19 protein-coding genes are annotated in these 25,330 nt (G+C 64.6%); 3 read left to right on the top strand and 16 right to left on the bottom strand.

Translation table 11 applies throughout. From position 1 onward, the window contains the following. Nucleotides 1-24 precede the first annotated feature (24 nt). From IB274_RS19845 to msbA, 3 genes are read right to left on the bottom strand one after another with little or no spacing between them, the layout of a single operon-like run. Nucleotides 25-1,437: a PIG-L deacetylase family protein gene (locus IB274_RS19845; protein ID WP_192434014.1), complete on the bottom strand. Its 1,413-nt coding sequence runs from the start codon at nucleotides 1,435-1,437 to the stop codon at nucleotides 25-27. 38 nt (nucleotides 1,438-1,475) lie between these two features. After that, complete coding sequence (locus tag IB274_RS19840) at nucleotides 1,476-2,372, bottom strand: GNAT family N-acetyltransferase (RefSeq protein WP_192434012.1); 897 nt, start codon at nucleotides 2,370-2,372, stop codon at nucleotides 1,476-1,478. 22 nt (nucleotides 2,373-2,394) lie between these two features. Further along, nucleotides 2,395-4,227, bottom strand: a complete 1,833-nt coding sequence (gene msbA, locus IB274_RS19835; RefSeq protein WP_192434010.1) for a lipid A export permease/ATP-binding protein MsbA — start codon at nucleotides 4,225-4,227, stop codon at nucleotides 2,395-2,397. Between the two features lie 100 nt (nucleotides 4,228-4,327). On the opposite strand from msbA, the gene IB274_RS19830 reads away from it, so the two are divergent. Next, entirely contained in the window at nucleotides 4,328-4,975 is a 648-nt protein-coding gene (locus IB274_RS19830) for a toluene tolerance protein (protein ID WP_192434008.1), read from the top strand. Nucleotide 4,976: 1 nt separating this feature from the next. Here IB274_RS19830 and IB274_RS19825 read toward each other — a convergent pair whose 3' ends face one another. Then, nucleotides 4,977-6,476, bottom strand: a complete 1,500-nt coding sequence (locus tag IB274_RS19825) for a hypothetical protein (protein WP_192434006.1) — start codon at nucleotides 6,474-6,476, stop codon at nucleotides 4,977-4,979. 365 nt (nucleotides 6,477-6,841) lie between these two features. Here IB274_RS19825 and IB274_RS19820 point away from each other — a divergent pair, with 365 nt between their 5' ends. Further along, nucleotides 6,842-7,762 (top strand): glycosyltransferase family 2 protein, encoded by a 921-nt coding sequence (locus IB274_RS19820; protein WP_192434385.1) that lies wholly within the window; start codon nucleotides 6,842-6,844, stop codon nucleotides 7,760-7,762. A gap of 66 nt (nucleotides 7,763-7,828) precedes the next feature. Here the strand turns inward: IB274_RS19820 and IB274_RS19815 are convergent, their stop codons facing one another. The 12 genes from IB274_RS19815 to glnE all read right to left on the bottom strand — a co-directional run bounded on the left by IB274_RS19815 (nucleotide 7,829) and on the right by glnE (nucleotide 22,437). Further along, nucleotides 7,829-8,632: a hypothetical protein gene (locus tag IB274_RS19815; protein ID WP_192434004.1), complete on the bottom strand. Its 804-nt coding sequence runs from the start codon at nucleotides 8,630-8,632 to the stop codon at nucleotides 7,829-7,831. Between the two features lie 37 nt (nucleotides 8,633-8,669). Next, on the bottom strand, nucleotides 8,670-9,353 hold the full coding sequence (locus tag IB274_RS19810; protein ID WP_192434001.1) for a hypothetical protein: 684 nt from the start codon (nucleotides 9,351-9,353) through the stop codon (nucleotides 8,670-8,672). A gap of 51 nt (nucleotides 9,354-9,404) precedes the next feature. Continuing rightward, nucleotides 9,405-10,376, bottom strand: coding sequence for a glycosyltransferase (locus IB274_RS19805; RefSeq protein ID WP_192433999.1), 972 nt, complete (start codon nucleotides 10,374-10,376; stop codon nucleotides 9,405-9,407). A 64-nt stretch (nucleotides 10,377-10,440) separates the two neighbouring features. Continuing rightward, a complete protein-coding gene (locus IB274_RS19800) occupies nucleotides 10,441-12,195 on the bottom strand; it encodes a carbamoyltransferase (protein ID WP_192433997.1) in 1,755 nt (584 codons plus the stop codon). A 5-nt stretch (nucleotides 12,196-12,200) separates the two neighbouring features. After that, a complete protein-coding gene (locus IB274_RS19795; RefSeq protein ID WP_192433995.1) occupies nucleotides 12,201-13,688 on the bottom strand; it encodes a lipopolysaccharide kinase InaA family protein in 1,488 nt (495 codons plus the stop codon). Further along, nucleotides 13,685-14,440: a lipopolysaccharide kinase InaA family protein gene (locus IB274_RS19790; RefSeq protein WP_192433993.1), complete on the bottom strand. Its 756-nt coding sequence runs from the start codon at nucleotides 14,438-14,440 to the stop codon at nucleotides 13,685-13,687. Before IB274_RS19790 ends, IB274_RS19795 begins: the two co-directional genes overlap by 4 nt. Next, the gene (locus tag IB274_RS19785) at nucleotides 14,437-15,171 is read right to left on the bottom strand and encodes a lipopolysaccharide kinase InaA family protein (protein ID WP_192433991.1); all 735 of its coding nucleotides are present in this window, start codon (nucleotides 15,169-15,171) and stop codon (nucleotides 14,437-14,439) included. Before IB274_RS19785 ends, IB274_RS19790 begins: the two co-directional genes overlap by 4 nt. Then, nucleotides 15,171-15,977, bottom strand: coding sequence for a lipopolysaccharide core heptose(I) kinase RfaP (rfaP, locus tag IB274_RS19780; RefSeq protein WP_192433989.1), 807 nt, complete (start codon nucleotides 15,975-15,977; stop codon nucleotides 15,171-15,173). Before rfaP ends, IB274_RS19785 begins: the two co-directional genes overlap by 1 nt. Beyond that, nucleotides 15,974-17,095, bottom strand: coding sequence for a glycosyltransferase family 4 protein (locus tag IB274_RS19775; protein ID WP_192433987.1), 1,122 nt, complete (start codon nucleotides 17,093-17,095; stop codon nucleotides 15,974-15,976). The genes rfaP and IB274_RS19775 overlap by 4 nt, the downstream gene beginning before the upstream one ends. After that, a complete protein-coding gene (waaC, locus tag IB274_RS19770) occupies nucleotides 17,092-18,165 on the bottom strand; it encodes a lipopolysaccharide heptosyltransferase I (RefSeq protein WP_192433968.1) in 1,074 nt (357 codons plus the stop codon). Before waaC ends, IB274_RS19775 begins: the two co-directional genes overlap by 4 nt. Further along, entirely contained in the window at nucleotides 18,162-19,205 is a 1,044-nt protein-coding gene (gene waaF, locus IB274_RS19765) for a lipopolysaccharide heptosyltransferase II (RefSeq protein WP_192433966.1), read from the bottom strand. Before waaF ends, waaC begins: the two co-directional genes overlap by 4 nt. A gap of 286 nt (nucleotides 19,206-19,491) precedes the next feature. Then, nucleotides 19,492-22,437 (bottom strand): bifunctional [glutamate--ammonia ligase]-adenylyl-L-tyrosine phosphorylase/[glutamate--ammonia-ligase] adenylyltransferase, encoded by a 2,946-nt coding sequence (gene glnE / locus IB274_RS19760; protein ID WP_192433964.1) that lies wholly within the window; start codon nucleotides 22,435-22,437, stop codon nucleotides 19,492-19,494. A 244-nt stretch (nucleotides 22,438-22,681) separates the two neighbouring features. On the opposite strand from glnE, the gene aceE reads away from it, so the two are divergent. Beyond that, nucleotides 22,682-25,330 carry a pyruvate dehydrogenase (acetyl-transferring), homodimeric type gene (gene aceE / locus IB274_RS19755; protein ID WP_192433962.1) on the top strand — a complete coding sequence of 883 codons (2,649 nt, stop codon included), beginning with the start codon at nucleotides 22,682-22,684 and terminating at the stop codon, nucleotides 25,328-25,330.

The raw sequence follows: 25,330 nt of genomic DNA, 5'->3' as shown, positions 1-25,330 counted from the left end.
GGCACCGGGTGGTCACGGCAATCTCTACGGGACTTTGCGCACCCAGAACAGCTCGTGGCGGCGCACCGCCTTGCGGAAGAACTCGTCGTCGCCAGTGACCGGCCACTGACGGCCGGCGAGCACGCGCTGGATCAGCCGGCGCAGGCGTTTCTTGCCGGTGAGCGGGGTCTGCAAGTCATGCTGCAGGGCCAGGGCCAGGGCCTTGTCGACGCGGGTCGCGGCGTCGAGCACCGGGCTCCACAGCGGGTCGGCCGGTAATGCCTCGATACAAGGTGGCAGGGCGATGCCGCCGTCGGCCGGCCCCATGGGCCAGCGGTCGTTGTCGTGCAGGTGGTTGGCGTAGAGCAGCAGCGTCTGCGGTTTCCAGCTGCTACGCGACATCGCCTCCAGCGTCGCCTGGGTGGCGTGCACGTGGTCGGCGTGGGGGTCCAGTTCCGGGTGCGCCGTAAGCACCACTTCCGGGCGGATGCGTTCGATCAGCGCGGTGAGGTCGGCCACCAGGTTGAGCCAGGTCGGCGCGCCATCGCTGTCGCCCGGCAAAGGGAAGGGGTTGAGGCCGCGCGCACTGCGGATATCGATATCACCAGACTCTCGCGAGCCGAATGCCTGGCTTGGATCGGCAGCCATGGCCGGCAGTTGCAAGCAGTAGTAGCCCAGTTGCACGCAGTGATCGGTAGGTACGCCGCCCCACAACGGCGCGGCGATACTGTCCCAGGTACGCAGGCGGCCCTTGAGATGGGCGGCAGCGGCCTTGTCCAGCCCCAGGCGCTGGTAGTGCTCGGCCTCGATCTCGCCCTGGGTCAGGGTGACGATCCAGGCGTCGGGACAGCGGCTGTACTGGCCGAAGGCAGCGAGCTCGGCATCGTCGGCGTGGGGCGCGACGATCAGCAGGCGCTGTCGGGTGTAGTCGGGGTTGTGGAAGGCGTGCAGCACGCCCTGCTGCGCGAGCCGGCAATGGCGGCTGCGAATGCGCAACTGGCCGGAACGCAGCGCCTCGCCCTGGCCGGACAGGTTGATGTAGCGCTTGCCGCTGACGCCGCGCTCGAAGTCCTGGCGGTCAGGCTCGACGCCCTCGACCAGTACCTGCGGGTCGAGCCAGCGGCCGAGCAACGAGGCCTTGACCTCGATCTCCAGCACCAGCGTTTCCTCGTTCTCCGGCAGCGCGTCGGTGGCGACGTGGAGGCCATGCGGACCGAGCGAAACCGGCAGAGCGATGGAGCCCTCGGGGAAGTCGTAGCGGTAGTCGTCGCGCGGCGAATAGAACAGGTGATCGGCGAACCACGCCTCATGAGCGACCCAGCCCAACAGAACGGCCAACGGCACGCTCCACCAGGGCGCGAAGATGCCCAGCAGGATCACCGCCAGCAGGGCGACGAGCAGGGTCGCGCGCTTCTTGCGACGGTGCTGTTTGAGCAGGTGCTGCTTGCGGGCGCTCATGGCGACTCTCCATCAGGCCCGCTTGCGCGGGCGGGGCGTCAGACCTGGAACACCGGCACGCGGTGGCACCAGCGGTCCTTGTACTCGCGGTCGGCGCGGCCGAAGGAATAGCGCAGCGGCTTGCCCAGCGCCTCGGCCTCGGCCCAGGCCTCTTGTGTATTGACGAAGCTGAGCACGCTGCCGGGGCTGAACTCGCGATTCTCCGGAGCCACGCCGCCGTTGATGTACTCGACGCTGACCCACTTCGGCGCTTCGACCCGATAGAGAATCTGGATCGCCACCGGCTCGCCGTCCAGGCGTACCAGCGAGCCGCGCATGAATTCGCGCATCAGGCCGAAGACTTCGGCGAGCCGCGCCTTGCCCGGCACTTCGAATTCCCAGCGGCGCTGGAACAGGTCGGCATAGATGCTCGCCTGCTCTTCAGGGCTCAGCTCGCTCATGGGCTGCAGCACGCCGCCCGCCTCTTCCAGCAGGCGCTGTTCGCGGCGTTGGTTGTAGCGGAATTTCTTCGAGAAGTCGGCCGGCGCGCGGTTCATCGCCAGCTGTTCGGGCTGCTCGCGGGCATCACTGACCTGCTCGCGGTTCAGCTCGGAGAGGTAGCGCACCTGGTGGCGCAGCTCGATGCGCGCACCCTCGGCAATGGGCAGGATGATCTCGGCGTTGCCCAGGTCGAACAGCGCCTTCTTGCCCACGCGCTTGAGCACGTCCTTGGACAGCGCAAGATTGCGCCCCCAGGTCGGCACGGCGGCGCGCAGATCATCGCTCTCGAACCAGCCCAGGTAACGCACCGGAATGCCCGCCAGATGGGCGAGACGCTCGACCACATCCGGATGGGTGGCGACGCTGCCGCCGAAGCGCTGCCAGGCGGCCGCATAGTCGGCCGCCGCGATGGGCGTCCAGCCGCGTTCGCGGAAGACTCGCAGACGATTCAGCATGCCGGAGAGGTCCGCACCTGCGTCATACCGGTTGCTCGACCGGTGCTTCTTCGGCCCCGTCGACCGGGTCGTCGGCGAACTGGCGAGCGTGCAGACGGGCGTAATAGCCGTTCTGCGCGATCAGTTCGTCGTGGGAACCGCGTTCGACGATGTGGCCCTGGTCCATCACCAGGATCAGGTCCGCTGCCTCGATGGTACTCAGGCGGTGGGCGATGACCAGCGTGGTCCGACCTTCCATGACCTTCTCCAGGGCTGCCTGGATGTGCCGCTCGGATTCGGTGTCCAGCGCCGAGGTGGCCTCATCGAGAATCAGCACCGGAGCATCCTTGAGCAGCGCGCGGGCAATCGCCAGGCGCTGGCGCTGGCCACCAGAGAGCATCACGCCGTTCTCGCCGACCTCGGTCTCGAAACCTTCGGGCAGGCGGTCGATGAACTCGCGGGCGAAGGCGTCATCTGCCGCCTTCTCTACCGCCTCGCGCGGTTTGCTGGCGAGGTCGCCATAGGCGATGTTGTTCAACACGCTGTCGTTGAACAGGTTGACCTGCTGGGTGACCAGGGCGATGTGCTTGCGCAGGTTGCTCAGCTTGTAGTCTTCGACATCGGTACCGTCGAGCAGAATTTGCCCGTCGCTGTGGTCGTAGAAGCGCGGGATCAGGTTGGCCAGGGTCGATTTGCCGCTGCCGGAGCGGCCGACCAGCGCCACCATTTGGCCTGGCTCGACGCTGAAGTTCAGATCGTTGAGGACCGTCTTCTGGGTGCCCGGGTAGGTGAAGCTGAGGTTCTTCACTTCGAGGCGGCCCTGTACGCGTTCACGCTCGACTGTGCCGTTGTCCACCTCGGGCTGCTCGTCGAGCTGCTCGAAGATGCTTTCCGCGCCGGCCACGCCCTTTTGGATGGTCGAGCTGACTTCGGACAGCTGGCGAATCGGCTTGGGCAGCAGGCCGGCCATGGAGATGTAGGCCACCAGGTCGCCTACGGTGGCATCGCCACGCAGCAGCAGCACCAGGTACAGCAGCACCGCCATGGCGCTGTAGATCACCAGCTGCAACATCGGCGTGTAGATCGCCGAGGTCTTGTTCATGCGCAGGTTCTTGCTGGTGTTCTCGTTAGTCACGTGGCGGAAGCGCGCGCGCTCATAGGGCTCGCCGCCGAAGCTGCGGACTACGCGATAACCCTGGATGGTCTCGGACGACACATGGGTCACATCGCCCATGGCGACCTGGATCTTCTTGCTCTGCTTGCGGAACTTGCGGCTGGCGGTCGTCACCATCACCGCGATGATCGGCAGGATCGCCAGCATCACCAGGGTCAGTTTCCAGTTCATCCACAGCAGCGAGAGGAACAGGAAGACCACGGTCATGCCTTCGCGGATCACCACCTTGATGGCATCGGTGGCCGCGCCGGTGACCATGGTCACGTTGAAGGTAATGCGCGAGATCAGGTGCCCGGAGTTGTTGCTGTCGAAATAGCGGTTGGGCAGGGTCAGCAGATTATTGAACAGCGCGATGCGCAGGTCCTGCACCAGCCCCAGGGAAACCTTGGCGATGAAGTAGTTGCCGAGGAAGGAGCCGACGCCTTGCCAGACGGCGATCAGCACCACCAGCAGCGGCACTGCGTAGAGCAGCGACAGGTCACGGAGCCAGGTCACGGATGAGTTGGGGAACAGCTTGGCATCCGGATGGGCCAGGCCGTCGACGAAATACTTGAGGATGCCCGCCAGCATCGGCTGAGTCGCGGCGAAGATCAGGAAGCCGATGATGCTGAGCAGGAACATCCCGATGTACGGACGCATATAGGACAGCAGTCGGAAGTAGATCTTCAGGCTCGAAGGAGTCTGGGGTTCTTTACCGGACATGTAGGAATCGCACGCTTAAAAGGTCGGCGATTATAACACAGCGTTCTCGTTTGCCCGGCGGCTGGGCTACTATAGCCGGCTATCGATTCAGGGACCCGTTATGCAAGACCTCGCTCTCTCCGCCTACGAAGCGCTGCGCGCCGGCGCCCAGGTGCTGGAAGCCGACAAGCATGGCGACAAGGTCCTGCGCCTGGCCGATGGCAATTTCCTGAAACTCTTTCGGCGCAAGCGGCTGATCTCCTCGGCGGCGCTGTATCCCTATGCGCAGCGTTTCGCCGACAACACCCGGGCACTGCAGAAGCTCGGAGTCCCGTGCCCCCAGATCATTGGCGTGTATCGCATCCCGGAGATCGCTCGCGACGCAGTGCACTACCATCCACTGCCAGGCCTGACCCTGCGCCAGTTGATCAGTACCGACCAAACCGAAGAGTGGCTGCGCGTTGACCTCGGCTCGCTCATCGCCGGGCTGCATGATTCCGGCGTGTACTTCCGCTCGCTGCACCTGGGCAACGTCGTGCAGACCCCCGAAGGTGATCTAGGCCTGATCGACATCGCGGACATGAAAACTCAACGCCGAGCCTTGAGCCGACTGCAGCGTAAACGCAACTTCGCCCACATGCTGCGCTATACGCAGGACCGCGCTTGGCTGCTGGCGGATGATGGCGCGCAACTCTGCCAAGGCTATCGACAAACCAGCTCGATGCCCTGGCCGCCCGGCTCACTGGAGCAAACGCTGCAGCAACCCTAGATCAGGGCTGCTGCGCACCGCCACGACGCAGGATCACGTAGGTCTCACCCTTGCGGTTGTGGAACTGTGCCAGTGGCACCAGGCCTTGCTTCAGTAGCGCGGGCAGTTGCTGATCAGCCTTGCGCTTGAGGTCTAGGACAAAATACTCGTAGGTACCCTTGCCGGTCAGTGCCAGCGCGTGATCGCGGTCCAGGCTTTCCCGGCCATATCCCCAGCCCGCATAGTAGCTCACCCGGTTGTCATCCTGATACACGCTCGCCGACTTCGGCAGATGTGCTCCCACCCAGTGGCCGGCCTCGCGCAGGTGAGTCTTGGGCGCCGACAGCGACACTACGTTCGCCAGGGCCATCGCCACCAGAATCACCACCATGGCACCACGGGTTCGCGGCCAGTGCTGGGCCATCAGGCTCAGCCCCCACGCCACCCGGGGCAGCAGCAGAAAGCCGGCGAATGCCACGTACCGACTCGACAGGAACAGGTGGCTCAGGGCGAAAACCAGCAGCAGGGCGATGTAGCCAACGGCAGCGATATCCAGCAGCAGCCAGCGGTTTTCCCGCGCCCGCCATTGCTCGACGGCACCCACGAACAGCGGCAACATCAGGACGCCGAAAACGCCGAGAACCTTGCTGGCCACATAGCACAGCAAGCCGAAGAGAATGATCTGCGGAGCACTGTCGCGGGCATACTCGAAGGGCATCGCCTGCGCCACGCCATCCGCGAAGGTGTGGAAATTCCGCAGGACGCTCGACAGGTCCAGATAGTCCACCAGCTCGGCCACCCGCCCCTGGGGAAGCAGGCCGTGACGGCCGGCCCACAGCGTCCCTGCGACTACCGCGCCGATCAACGCAATGCCAATGGCCGCACGCATGCCGCGACGCATGGAATTCCCACGGACTCTCAGCACCTCCATCACCGGCACGACCAGCAGCAGGTAGACGGCCTCGAAGCGAAACGCCGCCGCCACGACGACAGCCAGGAAGGCCAGCAATAAACTGGCGGGACGACGCTGCTGCACCCAGCTCTGCATGTAGCACAAGCCGATGAGCGAGAAAGCCCAGAAACCGTTCTCGCGCAGGATGTCGCCGCGATAGTCATTGAACGCCGGCACTGCCAGCACGGCGAAGCAGGCCCAGGGCAGCGACGCCGGGCGGAATCGGCGGACCAGATCGACGCAGGCGACACAGGCGACAGCCGTGAGCAGCTCGCAGAACACCCGGGCAAGCAGCTCAAAGCTCAGGCCCGTCACCTGGCTCGTCATGCCCAGCAATATGGAGAACCAGGGCCAGTCGAAGCGCTGCAACGCACCGGTGACACCCTGCTGCTGATAGATGCCAGCAAGATCCATGTACAGGGCCGCATCACGTCCGATGATCGGGTTGCAGAAGGATGCAATCAATGACAAAACGAGGCTGGCAAGGAAAACGCACCACAGTAGCTTTCCTTCGCTGACTGCGGAAAAAAACGAACGCCCGACTACATGACTTCCCATGAAACCCTTCATCTTGGATATGAATCACCAGAAAGGCAGCATTCAGCAGTTTCCTGCTCAAAGAATCAACCCGGAGCAAGCACTCTCCTACGCCTGAAGTGTCGAAACAGCGCCCTATAAAGGGTTGCCCGGCGAAACTCGACGACCGGCTCAGGCCGTCTGTAGAACCTTGGATACAAGTCTTTCAACAGGATACTATTCGTCGCCCGGAACGACTTGTGCAGTGGCACTCGCGTCGAGTCACCCAGGGCCCGAGCAGGCACAAGCCGCTGCGACTTGATTTGAATCTGCTGTGACGAACGCCCCAAGGCAGATCGCAGCCTCGCATATCCTGATGCCAGCTAGTGGATGGACAGCTACGCAATGACGCTCTTCTCATGACAGCAAGACCACTGATCAGCGTTGTAATCCCCGCGTACAACTATGCGCACGTGCTCCGACGCGCCGTCGAGTCCGTCGCTGCTCAATTGGATGAGCACAGCGAGTTACTGATCATCGACGACGGTTCGTCGGACGGTACGCCGGCCCTGATCGAAGCCCTTCATCATCAGTTCGGCAATTTCCGCAGCCTGCGCAAGGAAAACGGCGGCCTCGCCACCGTACGCAATCGCGGGATCGCCGAAACCCGGGGGGACTATCTGATCTTCCTGGACGCCGACGATGAAATGACCCCTGGAGCCTTGAGAGCCGCGCGTCAGCACATCGAGCAGTTCCCGCACAGTCGCATGGTGATTGGCGGCTACCTGGCAAAGACCTGCGATCGGACGGTGGAGCGAACGCCACAGGCGCTTCCGCGGACACCGTTGGAAAGGGTGCGCGGCTACCTGATCGACAAGAGCATCAACCTTTCCAATGGTGCCTGTGTCATGCATCGGGAGGTGTTCGAGCGGGGCCTGTACCCGGAAAATTTCCGCAATGCCGAGGACATCCCGGTGTTTGCGCAGGTGCTGGCCAGCTATCCCTGCACCATCCTGGAAAAGCCCCTGGCGACCATCCACCGCCACGATGACAGCCTGCGCCACCAGTTCCACTACTCGAAGGAGATCGGGGTAGAACTGGTAGAGGAAGTCTTCCGGCGCCTCGATGGCGACTGGCAGAAGCTGAGCAAGGCCTATTACACCCAGCGCTGCCTGTCACTGTTCCGCGAAGCCTACCTGACGGACGACGACCTCTCGGCCAAGCACTTCTTCCGTATGGCCCTGAAGCGCGACTGGCGCGTCATCTTCAAGCTGTCCTATACCCGCAAGGCGCTGCGACTCTGGCTCAATGCCAAGCGCAGGAAGAAGGTCGCCAGATAGTTTCTGACGCCCCGCTTCGACCCGGCCAGGCGGGGCAACCTGGCTGGCCGCAGCTTTCACCGCAACCTAGAGAATACCGTGCCTGTCCAGCCAGGTTCGCAGCTGCGCGCCCTTGTGGAAGTAGCGATTCTCCCGTTTGCCCATCGAGCGCTTCGATGAGAACGGTTCCTCCGCGAACTGTCCGTCGATGCGCACCCGCGAGGCCGTAGTATCCATCAGGCAGACCCGCGCGCCATGGCGTTGCAAGACGAACTTCAGCAACCGCTCGGAGTGCAGCGAGCGCCCGGTTGCATCACAGAAGTCCAGCATCTCCTCGGCCCGGCAGCCGTAGGCCCGGTACACCTCACGACCGCAGATGGCAAAGCGGTCGTTGAGCCCGCCCCACCACTGCCAGTTGGGCACGTAGACATTCTTGCGGCGCCTCTGCGGCTGTGCGAACACGTAGCCCGGCAAAGGATCATGGAAGAAGATGTCCGGGCGTACGTAGACCACGAAGTCCGGATCAGTCAGGGCCAGCAGCGAGGTCACCTGGTGCAGGGAGTTGAGTTGGTGGATCAAGTTGCGGATGGAGCGGAAATCGTCTTTCCAGGTATCCCCGCGCTGCTGGAGCGCTTCGTAGTTCCAGCGCTCCAGGCAAAGCTCCGGCTCTTCGATCAGACCGGTCATGCCCTGGAAAGGGGCGAAGTTCTCTTCGCCGAGTACCCCGGCCTCACCCGAGCGCGGGTTGAAGACCTCGCGCAGGCGATAGAGGTGATAGAAGCAGGACACCTGCGCGCCGGCCGGAAGGGCCTGCAGGATGTTGCGCTGAATCTGGGGGAAACACAGCTCGGAATTGCGCGGAATACCGAAGAAGGCAACAGCAATCTTCACGGAGCGACTCCGGCGACAAGGCTCGACTGGTGACCGCTCATTTCCCTTTCTTCCCTCCGAAACGCCAAGGCCACCACCAGCGCTTTCCGGCGCTTTCCAGGGCAATCACACGCACGCGGGATGCATGCATCCAGGCGCGCTCGTAGTCCCACGCATGTCCTTTCCACAGAGTGCCCGCCTCATTGGAAAACCCCAGAGCGAACAACTCGTAGGTATAACCCGGCCGGCCCAGCAGCCAGTCGAACACCACCATGGCGTTGAAGCCGGTGGAAGGACCGGCGAACGGTTTGCCGCTGGGACGCATGCGGGGATAGTCGAGCAGGGTCGGCAGCGGGATGCGATCCTCGTAGATCGCCACCCGGGACAACGCAGACATCGGATTGACCACTCCCACCAGCAGGGTGAAACAGCGCTCCGGCGATTGCTCGAACAGCCTCGTTATGCACGGGCGGCACGGCAATCCGAAGAAGTGGAAGTCCTGCCCGTGGTAGCCATGGACGAACACGTTGCCCGTCTCGGGGCTAAGCAATTCGGCTTTGACAGCGGTATTGAAGCTCACCACGACATCGCGCGGGCCAAGCGCCAGAGCGTCGAAATCCCCGACACTGATTGCCGGGTTGTTCGCCACCAGGATGACTCGCTCGGCTCGCCCGAGAAGCATCCGGAGCTCCGGTGGCAGGTTGTCTTCCACCCATTGCGCAGAATGAAGACTCTGACTCACGACCGCCCCTTGGCTACGGCGCCACCGGGCGAATGCTGCATTGACGTCATGTCAGCCCACCCGGAAACCGAAGCGCACACGGGCCCACCAACGGGTCTGCGCGCCGGGCATCGACCAGCCCCGCATGGGTTCCGCGATGGCTGCCGCCAGGTCCTTGCCGACCCGGGCGAAGGTGTAGCGCTCCTCAACGAATGCCTGGCCAGCCTGGGCAATCCGCCGGGCCAGTTCGGGGTCGGCCTGAAGCTGGCGGATCTTTTCCGCCGCCTCGTCCACCGAGCGATAGAACACCACGTTGTGCATATCCTCGAAGCCCAGCAGGCGGTCCTCTTCCCCCTGGCTCCAGGCCAGCAGGACGCAGCCGCAGGCCATGGCCTCGAAGTTCTTGATCATGAACTCGCCCATGCCGATATCGGCACTGACGAAGATCGCGATGCGGTTTAGGGTCTCCAGGTACTCCGCACCCGAGGCTGTGCGGGTGATGAGCATCGGCACGCGCTTGGCGATGCTTTCCAGCATGTTCTTGCGCTGGCTGTACTCGCTGCTCTTCAGGCTGCCGAGGAAGCCGACCGGGATATCGCGTTCGCTGCCGATGTTGCGCAGCATCTCCTCGTCATATCCCTTGGAGACAAAACGCACGTCGATTCCTTCGTCCGCTAGCCGCTGGGCCACCAGCGCCCCCGACACGAGGATGCGCGCTCCCGGGAGCCTGTGCAGTAGCGCCGAGTACTTGCCCCGATACTTACTGCCGGGCATGTAGTTCTGATAGGCGTCGTGCTCGAGGATCACCAGGTTGGGCAGGCTGCGCAGCACAGCGAGCTGCGGCACCATGCGCTTGAGGCGCGAGAAGATCACGATGCGGTCGAAACGACGGAAATCGGCAGCGATGAGGTACGGCCCCAAGTTCATCTGCTGCGCCTTGCTCAGGCGATGAATCTCGCACTCGGAGCAATTGCTCTGGATGACCTCATAAAGACGATCGAGGATGACCCTCTGCTCGTCCATCACCATCAACATCACTTTCACGACGCGTCTTCCCGACATGGAAACCGGCCCCCTGGCGGAGCCGGCTGGAAACAACCTGGCGGACTCAGCCTGCCTGGCTGGCGGCGGTGCCATCCTTGACCACCAGGATGTCCTGCATGATCAAGTACTGCAGGTCCGAGCCGTAGAACATGTTCAGCGCATCGGTCGGCGAGCACACCATGGGTTCGCCACGGCGGTTCAGCGAGGTGTTGAGCGCCACACCGTTGCCGGTGAGCTTCTCCAGTTCCTTCATCATGTCGTAGTAGCGCGGGTTGAATTCACGCTTGAGGACCTGGGCGCGCGAGGTGCCGTCCTCGTGGACGACCTCCGGCACGCGGGTCTTCCACTCTTCGTTGACTTCGAAGGTGAAGGTCATGAATGGCGCCGGGTGATCGATCTTGAACATCTGCGGGCCGACAGTATCGAGCATCGACGGACAGAAGGGCCTCCAGCGCTCGCGGAACTTGATCTGCGCGTTGATGCGGTCGGCGACGCCGGCGATGCTCGGGCAACCGATGATGGAACGGCCGCCCAATGCGCGCGGGCCGAACTCCAGGCGACCCTGGAACCAGGCCACCGGGTTGCCTTCGACCAGCACCTTGGCGATGTGCTCGGGGACGTTGTCGATCTTGCGCCACTGCGGCTTGGCCTCGTGGCGGGCGCAGGCGGCGATGACGTCTTCGTTGCTGTATTCCGGGCCGAGGTAGACGTGCTCCATCTTCTCGACCGGCACGCCACGCTCCCAGGAGGCGTAGGCCGCCGCACCGACCGCGGTGCCGGCGTCGCTGGCCGCGGGCTGCACGTACAGCTCCTTGACCTCGGGACGGGCGATGATCTTCTGGTTGAGCTTGACGTTCAGCGCGCAACCGCCGGCGAAGGCAATCTTGCCGGTCTCGCGGATGATGTCGCCCAGGTAGTAATCCATCATCTCCAGCGCCAACTTCTCGAACAGTGCCTGGATGCTGGCGGCATAGTGGATGTAAGGATCGTCGGCGATATCGCCTTCACGCTTCGGACCGAGCCACTCGATCAGCTTGGGCGAGAAGTAGTAACCCTTGCCCTTTTCCTTGTAGCGACGGAAGCCGATGACATTGGCGTAGTCGGTGTTGATGATCAGCTCGCCGTTCTCGAACTTGGCGAGGCGGGAGAAATCGTACTTGCTGGCATCACCATAGGGCGCCATGCCCATGACCTTGAACTCGCCGTCGAGCATGTCGAAGCCGAGGTACTCGGTCAGCGCGCCGTACAGGCCGCCCAGGGAGTCCGGATCGTAGAACTCCTTGATCTTGTGGATCTTGCCGTTCTCGCCGTAGCCGAAGAAGGTGGTGGCGTACTCGCCCTTCCCGTCGATCCCGAGGATCGCCGTCTTCTCCTTGAAGCCCGAGCAGTGGTAGGCGCTGGAGGCGTGGGCCAGGTGGTGCTCGACCGGCTGGATCTTGGTCTTCTTCAGATCGAAGCCCAACTGCTGCAGGCACCACTGGATGCGCTTGTAGTAGCGGTGGTAGCGGCGATTGCCGAGCAGGATAGCGTCCAGCGCACGGTCAGGTGCGTAGGCGTAGCGCTTGGCGTAGTGCCAGCGGGCCTTGTCGAAGATGCTGATGGGGGCGAAGGGAATGGCCACCACGTCAACGTCCGAAGGCTTGATCCCGGCCTGCTCCAGGCAGAACTTGGCCGACTCGTAGGGCATGCGGTTCTTCGCGTGCTTGTCGCGGACGAAGCGCTCTTCTTCGACAGCCGCGACCAGCTTGCCGTCGATGTACAGGGCGGCGGAAGGGTCATGGCTTACGGCGCCGGACAGGCCGAGGATGGTCAATGCCACAGGGTCTAGCCTCTTTCATCTGGGCGGGTGCCTGGCACCCGCGGTAAACGTTCGTCGAGCAGCCGGTGCAGTGCGCTGCCCTCTGGCCAGTTGCGCAGGAAGCGCGCACGGTCGCGGGCATAGGCGCGGGCGAAGCTCGCTTCTCGCGAGTGGCGCTGCATGGCATCGAGGTCGATCAACGACCACTGCCCGCCTTCGCCCTGCTCCTGCCAGAACAGGTTGTGCCCTTTCAGGTCGCCGTGGCTGATGCGCTCGCGCACCAGCGCCGCGAACAGTCTGTCCAGGGCCACAAGATCCGATTCCGGCGGCAGGCCGCCCCCTGCCTGTTGCTCCAGGTAGGGTTTGAAACGGGCGATTATATCCTGACCCGCCAGGTAATCGGTAATCAGGAAGGCCGGGCCACGCAGCCACAGCCAGCGGCGCTCGATGACCGCCAGCGGCTTTGGCGTGGCAATGCCGAGGAAATCCAGTCGATTGCCTTCACGCCAGGAGGCCCAGGCACGGCTGGGTCGCCAGAAGCGCTTGAACCAGTGCAGCAGGTTCTTGATGTTGTAGCGCTTGACCAACAGCAGCCGGCCGTCGAGTTCGACGCGGGCGACCGTCGCGGCGCCGCCGGTCTTATAGATATGCCCCTTGGCAATGAAGGCGTCGGGATCGGCCAGCAAGGGCTGCAGCCCTTCCTCTTCCTCGCGGCGCACCGCGCGCAGACCGAACGGTCCCTTGAACACACTGAACAGGCTGCAGTCGCGGGCGATCTTCTTCATCAGGTCGCCGACGCGCCAGCGCCGAACCCTGGCGATTTCCTTCTGCAAGGCCTCCAGGGGCAGCGCGTGCTCGCCATTGGCCAGCAAATAGTGGATCAGCAGCTCTTCGAGATAGGGGTCGAGGCTCGCCGGCAGCTGGGCGAAGAACACGCCGAGGTTTTCCAGCACATGCTTGCGCGACAGCGGCCGGCCGGGGGTTTCCGCGCGGATGCCGGCGCCATCGATCAGGTACGTCTGCCCGGCGTGGCGCAGCAGGTTGTCCAGGTGCAGGTCTTCCTGCCACAGGCCCTTGGCGTGCATACGGGCGATGGCAGTCAGCGCCTCGGAGATGACCGCGGCCTGGCCATCGGATAGCAGTGGCTCGCCCTCCGCGGCACGCCAGGCACCCCAGAGGCTCTCGGCGCTCTCGAGGAACTCGAAGAGCAACCAGCCGCCCTCACCGTCCTTCAGGCCGTCGGCGAGCAATTGAGGCGTGGTCAGGCCTTGCTCGGCGAGCAGGCGCACGCCCTCGCGTTCGCGCTGGAAGTGCCGCGCGGCTTTGCCTCCGACCAGCAGCTTGGCCAGCACCGGGCGGCCGCGCCAATTGGCCGCAGCGACGTAGCGCTGGCCGGGCAAGACGCGCAGCAGGCTGTCCAGGCGCAGTTCGGCCGGGCCGGCACCGTCTTCCAGCTCGATACGCAGGGGCAGCGCCGGAGCGCGGCCGGCATCGCGCAGGGCGGACAACCTCATGCGCGGTTTTCCTTCTTCTTGCGGCGCGCACCCAGACGGCGATACCAGTCATCCACTTCGGGGCCAGTGGACGAGGTACCCAGGTAGGCCGCCAGCAGGTTGCGCACGTCGGTCTCGCTCCAGTCCGGCGCGCGGCGCAGCAGCGGCTCGAGATCGCGCACGCGGTCGCGCTGACCGAACCACAGCGGGCGGGTCTTTTCCAGGTCGATCAGGGTCGCCTCGAAGGCGTCGTCGGTTTCGCGCAGGAAGATGTGCTTGGGATAGAAGCAGCCATGCATCTGCCCGGCTTCGTGCAGACGCCGGGCGAGCATGCCGCAGGCGCGCAGGATGGCCTGGCGGCGCTCGCCAGGCAGGCTGGACCAGCCCTGCAGCAGGCTGTCCAGGTCACGCCAGCCGTCCAGCGCGCGGGTCATGAGGATCGCCCGGCGCTCGTCGCCGACCTGCCGCGCACCGAAAAAGGCCGCCTGCATGGAGGGAATGCCCAGCTGATGGTAGCGCTGGATATTGCGGAACTCGCGGCTGAAGGTCGGCTCACCGAACGGGCGCTTCAGGCTGCGGGTCAGGTGGTTGCTCTGGCGCTTGAGGTAGTAGGCGGTGCCGTCGAGCTCCAGGCGGTAGACGCTGCTATAGCCCCCACGCTCGGTGTTGGGCTCGTCGACGGCCACCAGCTCCAGGGCCCACAAGGCATCGAAATCGGCCAGGGCGTTGCTTTCCAGCAGGGCCTGGTCGCCCTCGGCAATGAAGTCCTTCACTCGCGTCCCTCGAAGAAATGAACGATGTGGCGGATGCGCTTCTTGTCAGACGCGTTAAGACGCTCGCGCCGGCGGTACAGCAGATAGAAGCGCAGGCGCTGGGTGGCGGACAACTGGCGCTTGGCGACCTTGTCGAGCGTCGCCAAGTCCTTGGTGATGCGGTAGCGCAGCATGAAGCCGATCCAGAAGTCGCCGATCGGGCAGTCGATGAAGTACACCATCCCCTCCCCGTCGACCAGGATGTTGCGCCACTTCAGGTCGTTGTGGGTGAAGTGGTGGTCATGCATGGTCCGGGTGTAGTGGGCCAGTTGACGCATGACGTGCTCGACCCAGGCGCGATCCTTCAGACGCGGATCGGCCTGCTTGGCCAGGGCATGCAGGTCCTCGGTGCCGACCAGTTCGCGGGTAATGATCGCGCCACGGGAGAAACCGCCGTTGACGCGTTCCAGACCGTAGGCCACCACCTTCGCGGTCGGTATGCCCCACTTGGCGAACTGCTTGAGATTCTGCCACTCGGCCTTCACCCGCGGACGCGGCAGAAAGCGCCGAAAACCCTTGCCCGGCTTGCGGTAGCGCTTGACGTAATAACGCACGCCCTCGCGCTCCACGCGCACGACGTCGGACATCGCATCCTTGGTAATTCGCTCGCCCTCCAGGGCGAACACGGCATCCAGGCTACCGAAATCGGCGGCGAGATGCTGGTAGTCGGCTTCGAGTACCCAGCCGGCCATCAGAGCAGGTCTCCGTAACGTTGTTTGCGGTCGTAGAGCTTGGCAGCCTTGCGCTCCATCCACGCCAGCAGCGCGGCCTCCTCGCGGAGGATGTCACGCAGCGGGCGCCGGAAGTAGCCGCGCAGGAAGCGCAATTTGTCACGGCGCGTAAGGCCGATATCCAGCGCAGAGAAGTACAGCGCAGCCAGGTCCTTGTCGCGCCAGCGGCGCGGCGTGGCGTCGCGGGTCTGGGCGCGGTGCAGGTCGATGACCGACAGGCGTAGGTCATCAGCGCTGATCGGGCGGTCGGTGTGCAGCAGGAAGTGACAGATGTAGCAGTCGCGGTGGTTGACCCCGGCGCGGTGCATGGTGCCGACCATCTTCGCCACCTCGGAGATCAGCGCGCGCTTCAGGCGCGGTTCGGGCGGCGTCTGCAGCCAGTCCAGCGAGAGGACTTCCAGGTCGATGGTGGGCGCCAGTTCTTCGGTGATGATGAAAGAGTGCTGCGCGGCCGGATTGCCGCCGCGTTCGCCGTAGGCCACCGCAGTCATGGTCGCCACGCCGGCCTGGTGCAGGCGCTCCAGGGCACGCTGCTCCTGGCCGGCGCCGAGCACTGGGAGCTTCGCGCTGAACAGGTTCTTGACGATTTCGCCCCAACCGATGCCACGGTGGATCTTCACGAAATAGCCGCGACCTTCGACTTCGGTACGCAGCGTGCGGCGGCCTTCCAGTTCGCGGTAGACCTTGCCCTGCAGGCGCTCGACCTCGATGAACGGGTCCTTGCCAGCCCACAGGCGCATGAATGGCTCGTGCAGTTCGAGCTTCATGCGCGCTCCCGCAGGATCAGGTCGGCGGCGTGCTGCGGCATGCTGTAGAGATCGGCGCTGTCGGCGAAGGCCAGGCCATTGCGCCCCCACTCTGCGCGCGCTGCATCATCTTCCAGCATCTGCTGAAGCATCGCGTTCAAACGATCCTGCTCGAAGGGCGACGGCACCACACGCCCAGCTTTGGCCTCGTCGATGTAGTGCGCGTAGCCGCAGACGTCGGTGACCAGCACTGGCAAGCCCGCGACCAGCGCTTCGAGCAGCACGGTGCCGGTGTTCTCGTTGTACGCCGGGTGGATCAGCAGATCGGCGCCGAGCAAGAAGCGCGGAATGTCGCTGCGCCCCTTGAGGATCTGCACGTTGTCCGACAGCCCCAGCGCCTTCACCTGCAGCAGGAATGGTTTGGGATCGTCCTGGCCGATGGCGATCAGCCGGGTGCGCTTGCGCAGCGCGCGCGGCAGCGCGGCCAGCGCCTTGAGGCTGCGGTCCAGGCCCTTGGTCTTGAAGCCGGAGCCGATCTGCACCAGCAGCAGGTCGTCGTCGCCCAGCTTGAACTCGCGACGGAACTGCGCGCGGATTTCCCCGGCATTGGCCGGTGCACGACGATCCTGGGCGATGCCCGGCGGCAGCAGGTGGAAGCGCGCCTCGGGGGTGCGGTAATGCTTGATGAACAGCGGTTGCTGCACTTCGGAGATCATCAGGATCTCGGTCTTCGACTCCGGCGCAAACACCGCGCGCTCGTAATCGGCGAAGTGCTTGTAGCGACCCCAGCGACGGTAGAAAGAGTTGCGCAGGGTCTGCGCCTTGTCCTCGAAGCAGCCGTCGGCGGCGTAATACACATCCAGGCCAGGCATCTTGTTGAAGCCGATCACCCGGTCCACCGGCGAGCGAGCCAGGTCCGCCTGCAGCCAGGCGCTGAATTTCTCGTTGCGGCGATGGTTGAACAGCGACTTCACCGGCGCCACGCGCACGTCGAAGCCAGGCGGCACTTCGCCTTCCCAGATCGGTGTGTACACGCGGATGGAGTGGCCACGCTGCTGGCATTCCAGGGCGATGCGCATGAAATCACGCTGCAGCCCGCCGAACGGGAAGTATTTGTAGAGGACGAAAGCCAGGGTCATCGAAGCGTCTCCGGGGCCAGCAGCAGTGCCTCCAGCTGGTTCGCCACGCGCTGAGGATTCAGGCGCGTGAAGCACAGAGGCTGTTCATGCCGCAGGTCGAACTGGCGCTTGTCTTCGGCCGTCGGCTGGTAGGTACAGGTCTTCTGCAGGCAGGGCGCGCACGAGGGCCAGTCGCTGGCCAGGTGCACCTGCGAGCGCCCGTAGGCACCGGTCAGACCGGGGTTGGTCGGGCCGAACAGAGACAGCGTCGGCACGTCCAGGGCGGCGGCCAGGTGTCCCAGCCCGGTGTCGACCGCCACGCAGGCGGAAGCGCCGGCCAGTACCTTGGCCATGCCTGCGAGGCTTAATTTGGGGAGCACAGAGGCGTTTTCCAAGCCTTCGGCGAGCCGCTCGGCACGCTGCCGCTCGGCATCGTTGCCCCACGGCAGGCGGACATGCCAGCCGCGCTCGCCCATGCGCTGGGCCAGTTCGCGCCAGTACACCTCGGGCCAGTGCTTGGTCACCCAGGTGGTGCCATGCAGGAACACCAGGTAGGGCTCGGTTTCCACCGCGTCCAGCAGGCGATTGCGATCCAGGCCGTAGTTGCCGGTGCCGGCGGGTAGCGGGTAGTCCAGCGCCTGGGCGAACAGCTGGCGCACGCGCTCGACGGCGTGCTGGCCCCAGGCGACCGGATAGGTACGGTTATAGAACCGACTGGCGGCCGGCTCGCGGGCCGACTCCTTGTCCAGCCCGGCGACGGGCGTGCGACGGCGCGCATAGCGGGTCAGCCAGGCGCTTTTGAGCAGGCCTTGGGCGTCGATCACCAGGTCGTAGTCGACCTCCTTCAGGCGGCGCTTGAAGCGACCCCACTCGCCACTCTTGAGGGTCTGCCAGAGGTTCTTGCGCCAGCGGCGAATCGCCACCGGGATCACCTGGGCCACGGCGGGATGCCAGGCGGGTATCTCGGCGAAGCCCTCCTCCACCACCCAATCGAACTGGATGCCGGGAATAGCGCGGGCGGCGTCGGTCAACGCCGGCAGGGTGTGGATGACATCGCCCAGGGACGAGGTCTTGATCAACAGGACCCTCATTCAGCGCTTTCCACATCCACCGGGTCGGCGACCAGTCGGTCCAGCGCTTCGATCACCGGGCGCGGCTTCAGCTCGCGCAGGCAGTTGTAGTGACCGAAGCGGCACACCCGATCGAAGCAGGGGCTGCATTCCAGGCCGAGACGCACTATCTCTACGGCATCGGCCAGCGGCGGGGTGAACTGCGGCGAAGTGGAGCCATAGACTGCCACCAGCGGGCGATTCAGGGCGGCGGCCACGTGCATCAGGCCGGAATCGTTGGTGACCACGGCGCCGGCGCAGGACATCAGGTCGATGGCCTCGGCCAGGGCGGTCTCGCCGGCGAGGTTCACCGATTCTTCGCGCAGGCCGGGAATCAGGCGCATGCGGATGTCTTCGCCGCCGGGATGATCGTTCTTCGAACCGAAGATCCACACCTGCCAGCCGGCACGGATCTTCGCCTCGGCGACCTTGGCGTAGTACTCGGCGGGCCAGCGCTTGGCCTCGCCGAACTCGGCGCCGGGGCAGAGCGCCAGTACCGGGCGGTCCAGGCTCAGGCCGAACCTGGCCAACGCGGCATCGCGGGTCTGCGGGTCGATGGACAGACGCGGCTGCGGATAAGGCTGCGGCAGCTCGGCGCCCGGCTCATAGGCCAGAGCCATGAAGCGCTCGATCATCAGCGGATAGCGCTCTTTATCCAGCGTACGGATGTCGTTGAGCAGGCCGTAGCGCATCTCGCCCTTCCAGCCGGTGCGCCTGGGGATGCCGGCGAAATACGGCACCAGCGCCGACTTGAGCGAGTTGGGCAGGAGGATCGCCTGGTCATACTGGCCCTTGAGGGTCTTGCCGATGCGCCGGCGCGAGGCGATGTCCAGCACACCGTGGCCGAGCGGGAAGCTCAGGGCCTGGCGCACTTCGGGCATGCGCTCGAGGATCGGCCGGCTCCAGTCGGGCGCCAGCACGTCGATCACGCAGTCCGGATGCTGCCGCTTCAGACACTGGAAGAGCGTCTGCGCCATCACCATGTCGCCCACCCAGGAGGGGCCTACGATCAGAATTCTCATGCCTTTTCCGAAAAACGACCGGGGAGGCTCTCGCCTCCCCGTACTCCATTCATCCAGCCGTGCGGCGCATGCCGTCACGACCGGGTGCCGAGCATCGAATGCCGGCAGTCTAGCCCAGCGCACCTTGCAGCCGGGCGGATTTCGTCACTCCCTGTGACCTGGCGCAATGGCATCACGCGCCCAACTCCTGACATTCATATAGCTGCACAAGCAACCGACAGCGCAGCCCGCTCCGGCGATCATCATCCCGCCGGATGCTGGCTATTTCATGGAAAATCGCAGCGAATCAGGTCAGCTCGAAGGCCTTCCACATCTGCATCACCATGCGACGTTCCGCATGGAAGTGGTCGCCGCTCACCACGCCCGGCTGCTTCTGTAGGGACAATCGGTGCGCCGCCGCCCGGTAGGCCTTGTAGGCGTCCTGCAGCTTCAGGACATCCTCGCCGGACATCAACCCGACTCGCTCCAGCGCTTCCAGAATGCGGATATTGTCGGTGAACTCCACCAGCTCCGGGTGCTGCCACGACCAGGCCAGGGCCGCGTATTGCACCATAAATTCGATATCGACGATACCACCGGCATCCTGCTTGAGATCGAACGGGGCCGCGGCCTCGAAGGCATTCGGCGCGGTGCCGGCGACAGTGCTGGGGGTGCCGAGGTTGTCGCGCATCTTCGCGCGCATCTCGCTGACCTCCTTGCGCAACTCCGGCAGATCGCGTTGCTGGCCCAGCACTTTCGCGCGGATCGCCTCGAAGGCCACCGCCACGCGCTTGCAGCCGGCGAGCACGCGAGCGCGCACCAGCGCCTGGTGCTCCCAGGTCCAGGCCTCGCCCAGCTGGTAAGCCTCGAAGGCGCGCAGCGAACTGACCAGCAGGCCGGAGGCGCCGCTGGGGCGCAGGCGCATGTCGACCTCGTAGAGCATGCCAGAGGGCGTCTGCGCAGTAAGGAAGTGAATGATCTTCTGCCCTAGGCGCGTGTAGAACTGCGCCCCGTCGATGGGCTTGGCGCCGTCGGTCTCGCTCTGCGGGTCACCGTCGTGGATGAACACCAGGTCCAGATCGGAACCGTGGCCCAGTTCCAGGCCGCCGGACTTGCCGTAGCCAATGATGATGAAGTCCGGATCGCAGGGAGTGCCGTCCACGCGGGTCGGGCGGCCGTGGCGCTGCACCAGTTGGTCCCAGGTCAGGCTCAGCACCTGTTCGAGGATCGCCTCGGCCAGCCAGGTCAGGTAGTCGCTGACCTTCATCAGCGGCAGGGTTCCGGCGATTTCCGAGGCCACCACGCGCAGACCGTGGGCCAGCTTGAAGTGGCGCAGAGTTTCCATCTGCTGTTCGAGGTCGTCCTCGGGGATGCGCATCAGCCGCTCGCGCAACTCGGCGCCTAGTTCGGCAGCCTGCGGCGGACGGAACAGCCGCCCTTCATTCAATAGCTCGTCGAGCAGGATGGGGAAGCGGGCGATCTGCTCGGCCACCATCGGACTGGCCGCGCAGAGCGTCAGCAGGCGCTCCAGCGCGCCGGGGTTCTCGGTGAGCAGCACGAGATAGGCCGAGCGCCGCGCCACCGCCTCGATCAGCGGCAGCACCCGCTCCAGCAACACATCCGCCGGACCGCGCTCGGCGATCATGTTCAGCAGGCGCGGCATGAAGGCATCCAGCCGCTCGCGACCTAGGCGCTGCATGGCGCGCACCTGCGGGCCATTGCGCAAATCGGTCAGGCGTTTCCAGGCCGCCGCCGGCTGGGCAAACCCGGCATCGGCGAACTGCCGGCAGGCGGACTCTTCATCCACTGCCTCTTCCCACAGCGGAATCCACTCGCCGCCAATGGTGGTATCCACCTGACCCTCTTCATCTTCGTCCGGGTCAGCGATGACCTGGCGGAAGTGCCAGTCGATGCGATCGCGCCACTGGTTGGTGGCCTGGTGGAAGGCCGACCAGTTGGCGAAGCCCATGATGAAGGCGACGCGAATACGCTCGAATTCGTCCTCGGGCAGCATCTGCGTCTGCCGGTCGGCGATGGCCTGCAAGGCGTGCTCGGCGTAGCGCAGGAACTCGTAACCCTCGCGCAGCTCGCTGACCACCTGCGGCGGCAGGTAGCCCTGCCCTTCAAGGATCGCCAGCACGCGCAGCAGCGGTCGCTGCTGCAGGCTGAGGTCACGACCGCCGTGGATCAGCTGGAAGGCCTGGGCGATGAATTCCACTTCGCGGATGCCACCGGCGCCCAGCTTGATGTTCTCGCTCATGCCCTTGCGCCGGACTTCCTGCTGGATCAGCTGCTTCATGGTGCGCAGCGCCTCGATGGCGGAGAAGTCCAGGTAGCGCCGGTAGACGAACGGACGCAGCAATTCCAGCAGGCGCTGGCCGGCCTCCTGGTCGCCGCCGACCACGCGGGCCTTGATCATCGCGTAACGCTCCCAGTCGCGGCCCTGGTCCTGGTAGTACTGCTCCAGCGCGGCAAAGCTGTGCACCAGTGGGCCGCTGGAGCCGTAGGGGCGCAGGCGCATGTCGACGCGGAAGGCGAAGCCCTCGACGGTGATGGCGTCCAGCGACTTGATGAGCTTCTGCCCCAGACGGGTGAAGAACTCCTGGTTATCCAGCGCGCGCTTGGCGCCCTGGGTCTCGCCCCCCTCGGGGTAGCCGAAGATCAGGTCGATGTCGGAGGACAGGTTCAGTTCGCCCGCCCCCAGCTTGCCCATGCCCAGCACGATCATCTTCTGCGGCAGGCCGGAGCGATTGCCGATGGGCACGCCGAACTGCTGGCAGTGGCGCTGGTAGAGCCAGGCCAGGGACTGGTCGATGCAGGCGTCGGCGAGGTCCGACAGGTCGCGGCAGGTGCCGGCCAGGTCGCTGCGGCGGGTCAGGTCGCGCCAGATGATGCGCATCTGCTGACGCCGGCGGAAGCGACGCAGGCGGCGGCCCAGTTCGTCTTCGTCAGCGCAGTCGGCGAGCAGCGCTTCCAGCTGCGCGCCCATCTCGCCGGGTTGCAAGGCACGCTCCAGCTCACCGGTCGCTGCCAGCGCCAATAGAAAGGCAGGATCGCGCTGGACCTGCTCGGCGACGAAATCGCTGCCGGCGGTGACGCGAGCGAAATCGGCATGCCGCTCGTCGGACCAGCTGTCGAAGCTTTCGATCTGCTCGGGGGAAAGCGTGGCGATGGCGGTGCGGAAATTCTGCTCAGCGCGCTCGGCGAGAGGCTTGAGAGTAGCCGGCAAAGCGGCCAGGGACGGCAGGCTCATGGTCTATCCTGAGTGGTCGGCGAGGCGCCGGCATTCCTGTCTTTTCGCGCCCCTGTAGTTTTACTACTAACTTTTTCTGGCGGAGGGATGTATCCGCTAGCGATTTGTAGTAAAACTACAACCCGCCGGGCGTACCCCCGGTGCACTTCCAAGAATTCGCCGCGTCGCCCACGAGGTTGGCGCAGCTGTCGGCAACGATCTACTGGCTTCCGATTCTGGAAGCCTTTCCGCCCTGGAGCAAGCCATGCAAGACCTCGATCCCGTCGAAACCCAGGAATGGCTGGACGCCCTGGAATCGGTCCTGGACCGTGAAGGTGAAGACCGCGCCCATTACCTGATGACCCGTATGGGCGAGTTGGCCAGCCGGTCCGGCACCCAACTGCCCTACGCGATCACCACGCCTTACCGCAACAGCATCCCGGTCACCCACGAAGCCCGCATGCCCGGCGACCTGTTCATGGAACGCCGCATCCGCTCCCTGGTGCGCTGGAATGCCTTGGCGATGGTGATGAAGGCCAACAAGAACGACCCGGATCTGGGTGGCCACATCTCCTCCTTCGCCTCCTCGGCGACCCTGTATGACGTTGGCTTCAACTACTTCTTCCAGGCCCCGACCGAAGAACACGGCGGCGACCTGGTGTTCTTCCAGGGCCACGCCTCCCCCGGCGTCTACGCCCGCGCCTTCCTCGAAGGCCGCATCAGCGAAGACCAGCTGAACAACTTCCGCCAGGAAGTGGACGGCAACGGCCTGTCTTCCTACCCGCACCCCTGGCTGATGCCGGACTTCTGGCAGTTCCCGACCGTATCCATGGGTCTGGGCCCGATCCAGGCGATCTACCAGGCGCGCTTCATGAAGTACCTGGAAAGCCGCGGCTTCATCCCTGCCGGCAAGCAGAAGGTCTGGTGCTTCATGGGCGACGGCGAGTGTGACGAGCCCGAATCCCTGGGCGCAATCTCCCTGGCCGGCCGCGAGAAGCTGGACAACCTGATCTTCGTCATCAACTGCAACCTGCAGCGCCTCGACGGCCCGGTTCGCGGCAACGGCAAGATCATCCAGGAACTCGAAGGCGTATTCCGTGGCGCCGAGTGGAACGTCAACAAGGTGGTCTGGGGCCGCTTCTGGGACCCGCTGTTCGCCAAGGACACCGCCGGCCTGCTGCAGCAGCGCATGGACGAGGTCATCGATGGCGAATACCAGAACTACAAGGCCAAAGACGGCGCCTACGTGCGTGAGCACTTCTTCGGTGCGCGTCCGGAGCTGCTGGAGATGGTCAAGGACCTCTCCGACGAAGAAATCTGGAAACTCAACCGCGGCGGCCACGACCCCTACAAGGTCTATGCGGCCTACCACCAGGCGGTCAACCACAAAGGCCAGCCGACCGTCATCCTGGCCAAGACCATCAAGGGCTACGGCACCGGTTCGGGCGAAGCGAAGAACATCGCGCACAACGTCAAGAAGGTCGACGTCGAGTCCCTGAAGTCGTTCCGCGACAAGTTCGACATCCCAATCAAGGATGCCGACCTGGAAAACCTGCCGTTCTACCGTCCCGAAGAAGGCAGCGCCGAAGCCAAGTACCTGGCCAACCGCCGTGCCGCGCTGGGCGGCGTGATGCCGGTTCGCCGCGAGAAGAGCTTCCAGGTCCCGGTTCCCCCGCTGGAAACCCTCAAGGCCATGCTCGACGGCTCGGGCGACCGCGAAATCTCCACCACCATGGCCTTCGTGCGGATCATCTCGCAGCTGGTCAAGGACAAGGAACTCGGCCCGCGCATCGTCCCGATCGTGCCGGACGAAGCCCGTACCTTCGGTATGGAAGGCATGTTCCGCCAGCTGGGCATCTACTCCTCCGTCGGCCAGCTGTACGAGCCGGTGGATAAGGACCAGGTGATGTTCTACCGCGAGGACAAGAAAGGTCAGATCCTAGAGGAAGGCATCAACGAAGCCGGCGCCATGTCCAGCTGGATCGCCGCGGGTACCTCGTACTCCACGCACAACCAGCCGATGCTGCCGTTCTACATCTTCTACTCGATGTTCGGCTTCCAGCGTATCGGCGACCTGGCCTGGGCCGCTGGCGACAGCCGCGCGCACGGCTTCCTGATCGGCGGCACCGCCGGCCGTACCACCCTGAACGGTGAAGGCCTGCAGCACGAAGACGGTCACAGCCACCTGCTGGCAGCGACCATCCCGAACTGCCGCACCTACGATCCGACCTATGCCTACGAGCTGGCAGTGATCATCCGCGAAGGCTCGCGCCAGATGATCGAAGAGCAGCAGGACATCTTCTATTACATCACCGTGATGAACGAGAACTACGTCCAGCCGGCCATGCCCAAGGGCGCCGAGGAAGGCATCATCAAGGGCATGTACCTGCTCGATGAGGACAAGAAGGACGCCGCGCATCACGTGCAGCTGCTGGGTTCGGGCACCATCCTGCGCGAAGTCGAAGCCGCCGCGAAGATCCTGCGCGAGGACTTCGGCATCGGCGCCGATGTCTGGTCCGTTCCGAGCTTCAACGAACTGCGCCGCGACGGCCTCGCCGTGGAGCGCTGGAACCGCCTGCACCCGGGCCAGAAGCCGAAGCAGAGCTACGTCGAAGAGTGCCTCTCCGGCCGCAAGGGCCCGGTGATCGCCTCCACCGACTACATGAAGCTCTACGCCGAGCAGATCCGCCAGTGGGTTCCGAGCAAGGAATTCAAGGTCCTGGGCACCGACGGCTTCGGCCGCAGCGACAGCCGCCGCAAGCTGCGCGACTTCTTCGAAGTCGACCGCCACTGGGTCGTGCTGGCCGCGCTGGAAGCCCTGGCCGATCGCGGTGATATCGAACCCAAGGTCGTGGCGGAAGCCATCGCCAAGTTCGGCATCAACCCCGAAAAACGCAACCCGCTGGACTGCTGA

Origin of the sequence: Pseudomonas sp. PDM18 (assembly GCF_014852585.1) — a bacterium.
Taxonomy (GTDB): domain Bacteria; phylum Pseudomonadota; class Gammaproteobacteria; order Pseudomonadales; family Pseudomonadaceae; genus Pseudomonas.
Note: the sequence above shows the minus strand (reverse complement) of the source record. Positions and strands in the feature narration are given on the sequence as shown.

Coding starts and splice junctions, on each gene's coding strand:
- IB274_RS19845 (WP_192434014.1), bottom strand. CDS start 1,437: ATGAGCGCCCGCAAGCAGCACCTGCTCAAACAGCACCGTCGCAAGAAG.
- IB274_RS19840 (WP_192434012.1), bottom strand. CDS start 2,372: ATGCTGAATCGTCTGCGAGTCTTCCGCGAACGCGGCTGGACGCCCATC.
- msbA (WP_192434010.1), bottom strand. CDS start 4,227: ATGTCCGGTAAAGAACCCCAGACTCCTTCGAGCCTGAAGATCTACTTC.
- IB274_RS19830 (WP_192434008.1), top strand. CDS start 4,328: ATGCAAGACCTCGCTCTCTCCGCCTACGAAGCGCTGCGCGCCGGCGCC.
- IB274_RS19825 (WP_192434006.1), bottom strand. CDS start 6,476: ATGAAGGGTTTCATGGGAAGTCATGTAGTCGGGCGTTCGTTTTTTTCC.
- IB274_RS19820 (WP_192434385.1), top strand. CDS start 6,842: ATGACAGCAAGACCACTGATCAGCGTTGTAATCCCCGCGTACAACTAT.
- IB274_RS19795 (WP_192433995.1), bottom strand. CDS start 13,688: ATGAGGTTGTCCGCCCTGCGCGATGCCGGCCGCGCTCCGGCGCTGCCC.
- IB274_RS19785 (WP_192433991.1), bottom strand. CDS start 15,171: ATGGCCGGCTGGGTACTCGAAGCCGACTACCAGCATCTCGCCGCCGAT.
- rfaP (WP_192433989.1), bottom strand. CDS start 15,977: ATGAAGCTCGAACTGCACGAGCCATTCATGCGCCTGTGGGCTGGCAAG.
- IB274_RS19775 (WP_192433987.1), bottom strand. CDS start 17,095: ATGACCCTGGCTTTCGTCCTCTACAAATACTTCCCGTTCGGCGGGCTG.
- waaC (WP_192433968.1), bottom strand. CDS start 18,165: ATGAGGGTCCTGTTGATCAAGACCTCGTCCCTGGGCGATGTCATCCAC.
- waaF (WP_192433966.1), bottom strand. CDS start 19,205: ATGAGAATTCTGATCGTAGGCCCCTCCTGGGTGGGCGACATGGTGATG.
- glnE (WP_192433964.1), bottom strand. CDS start 22,437: ATGAGCCTGCCGTCCCTGGCCGCTTTGCCGGCTACTCTCAAGCCTCTC.
- aceE (WP_192433962.1), top strand. CDS start 22,682: ATGCAAGACCTCGATCCCGTCGAAACCCAGGAATGGCTGGACGCCCTG.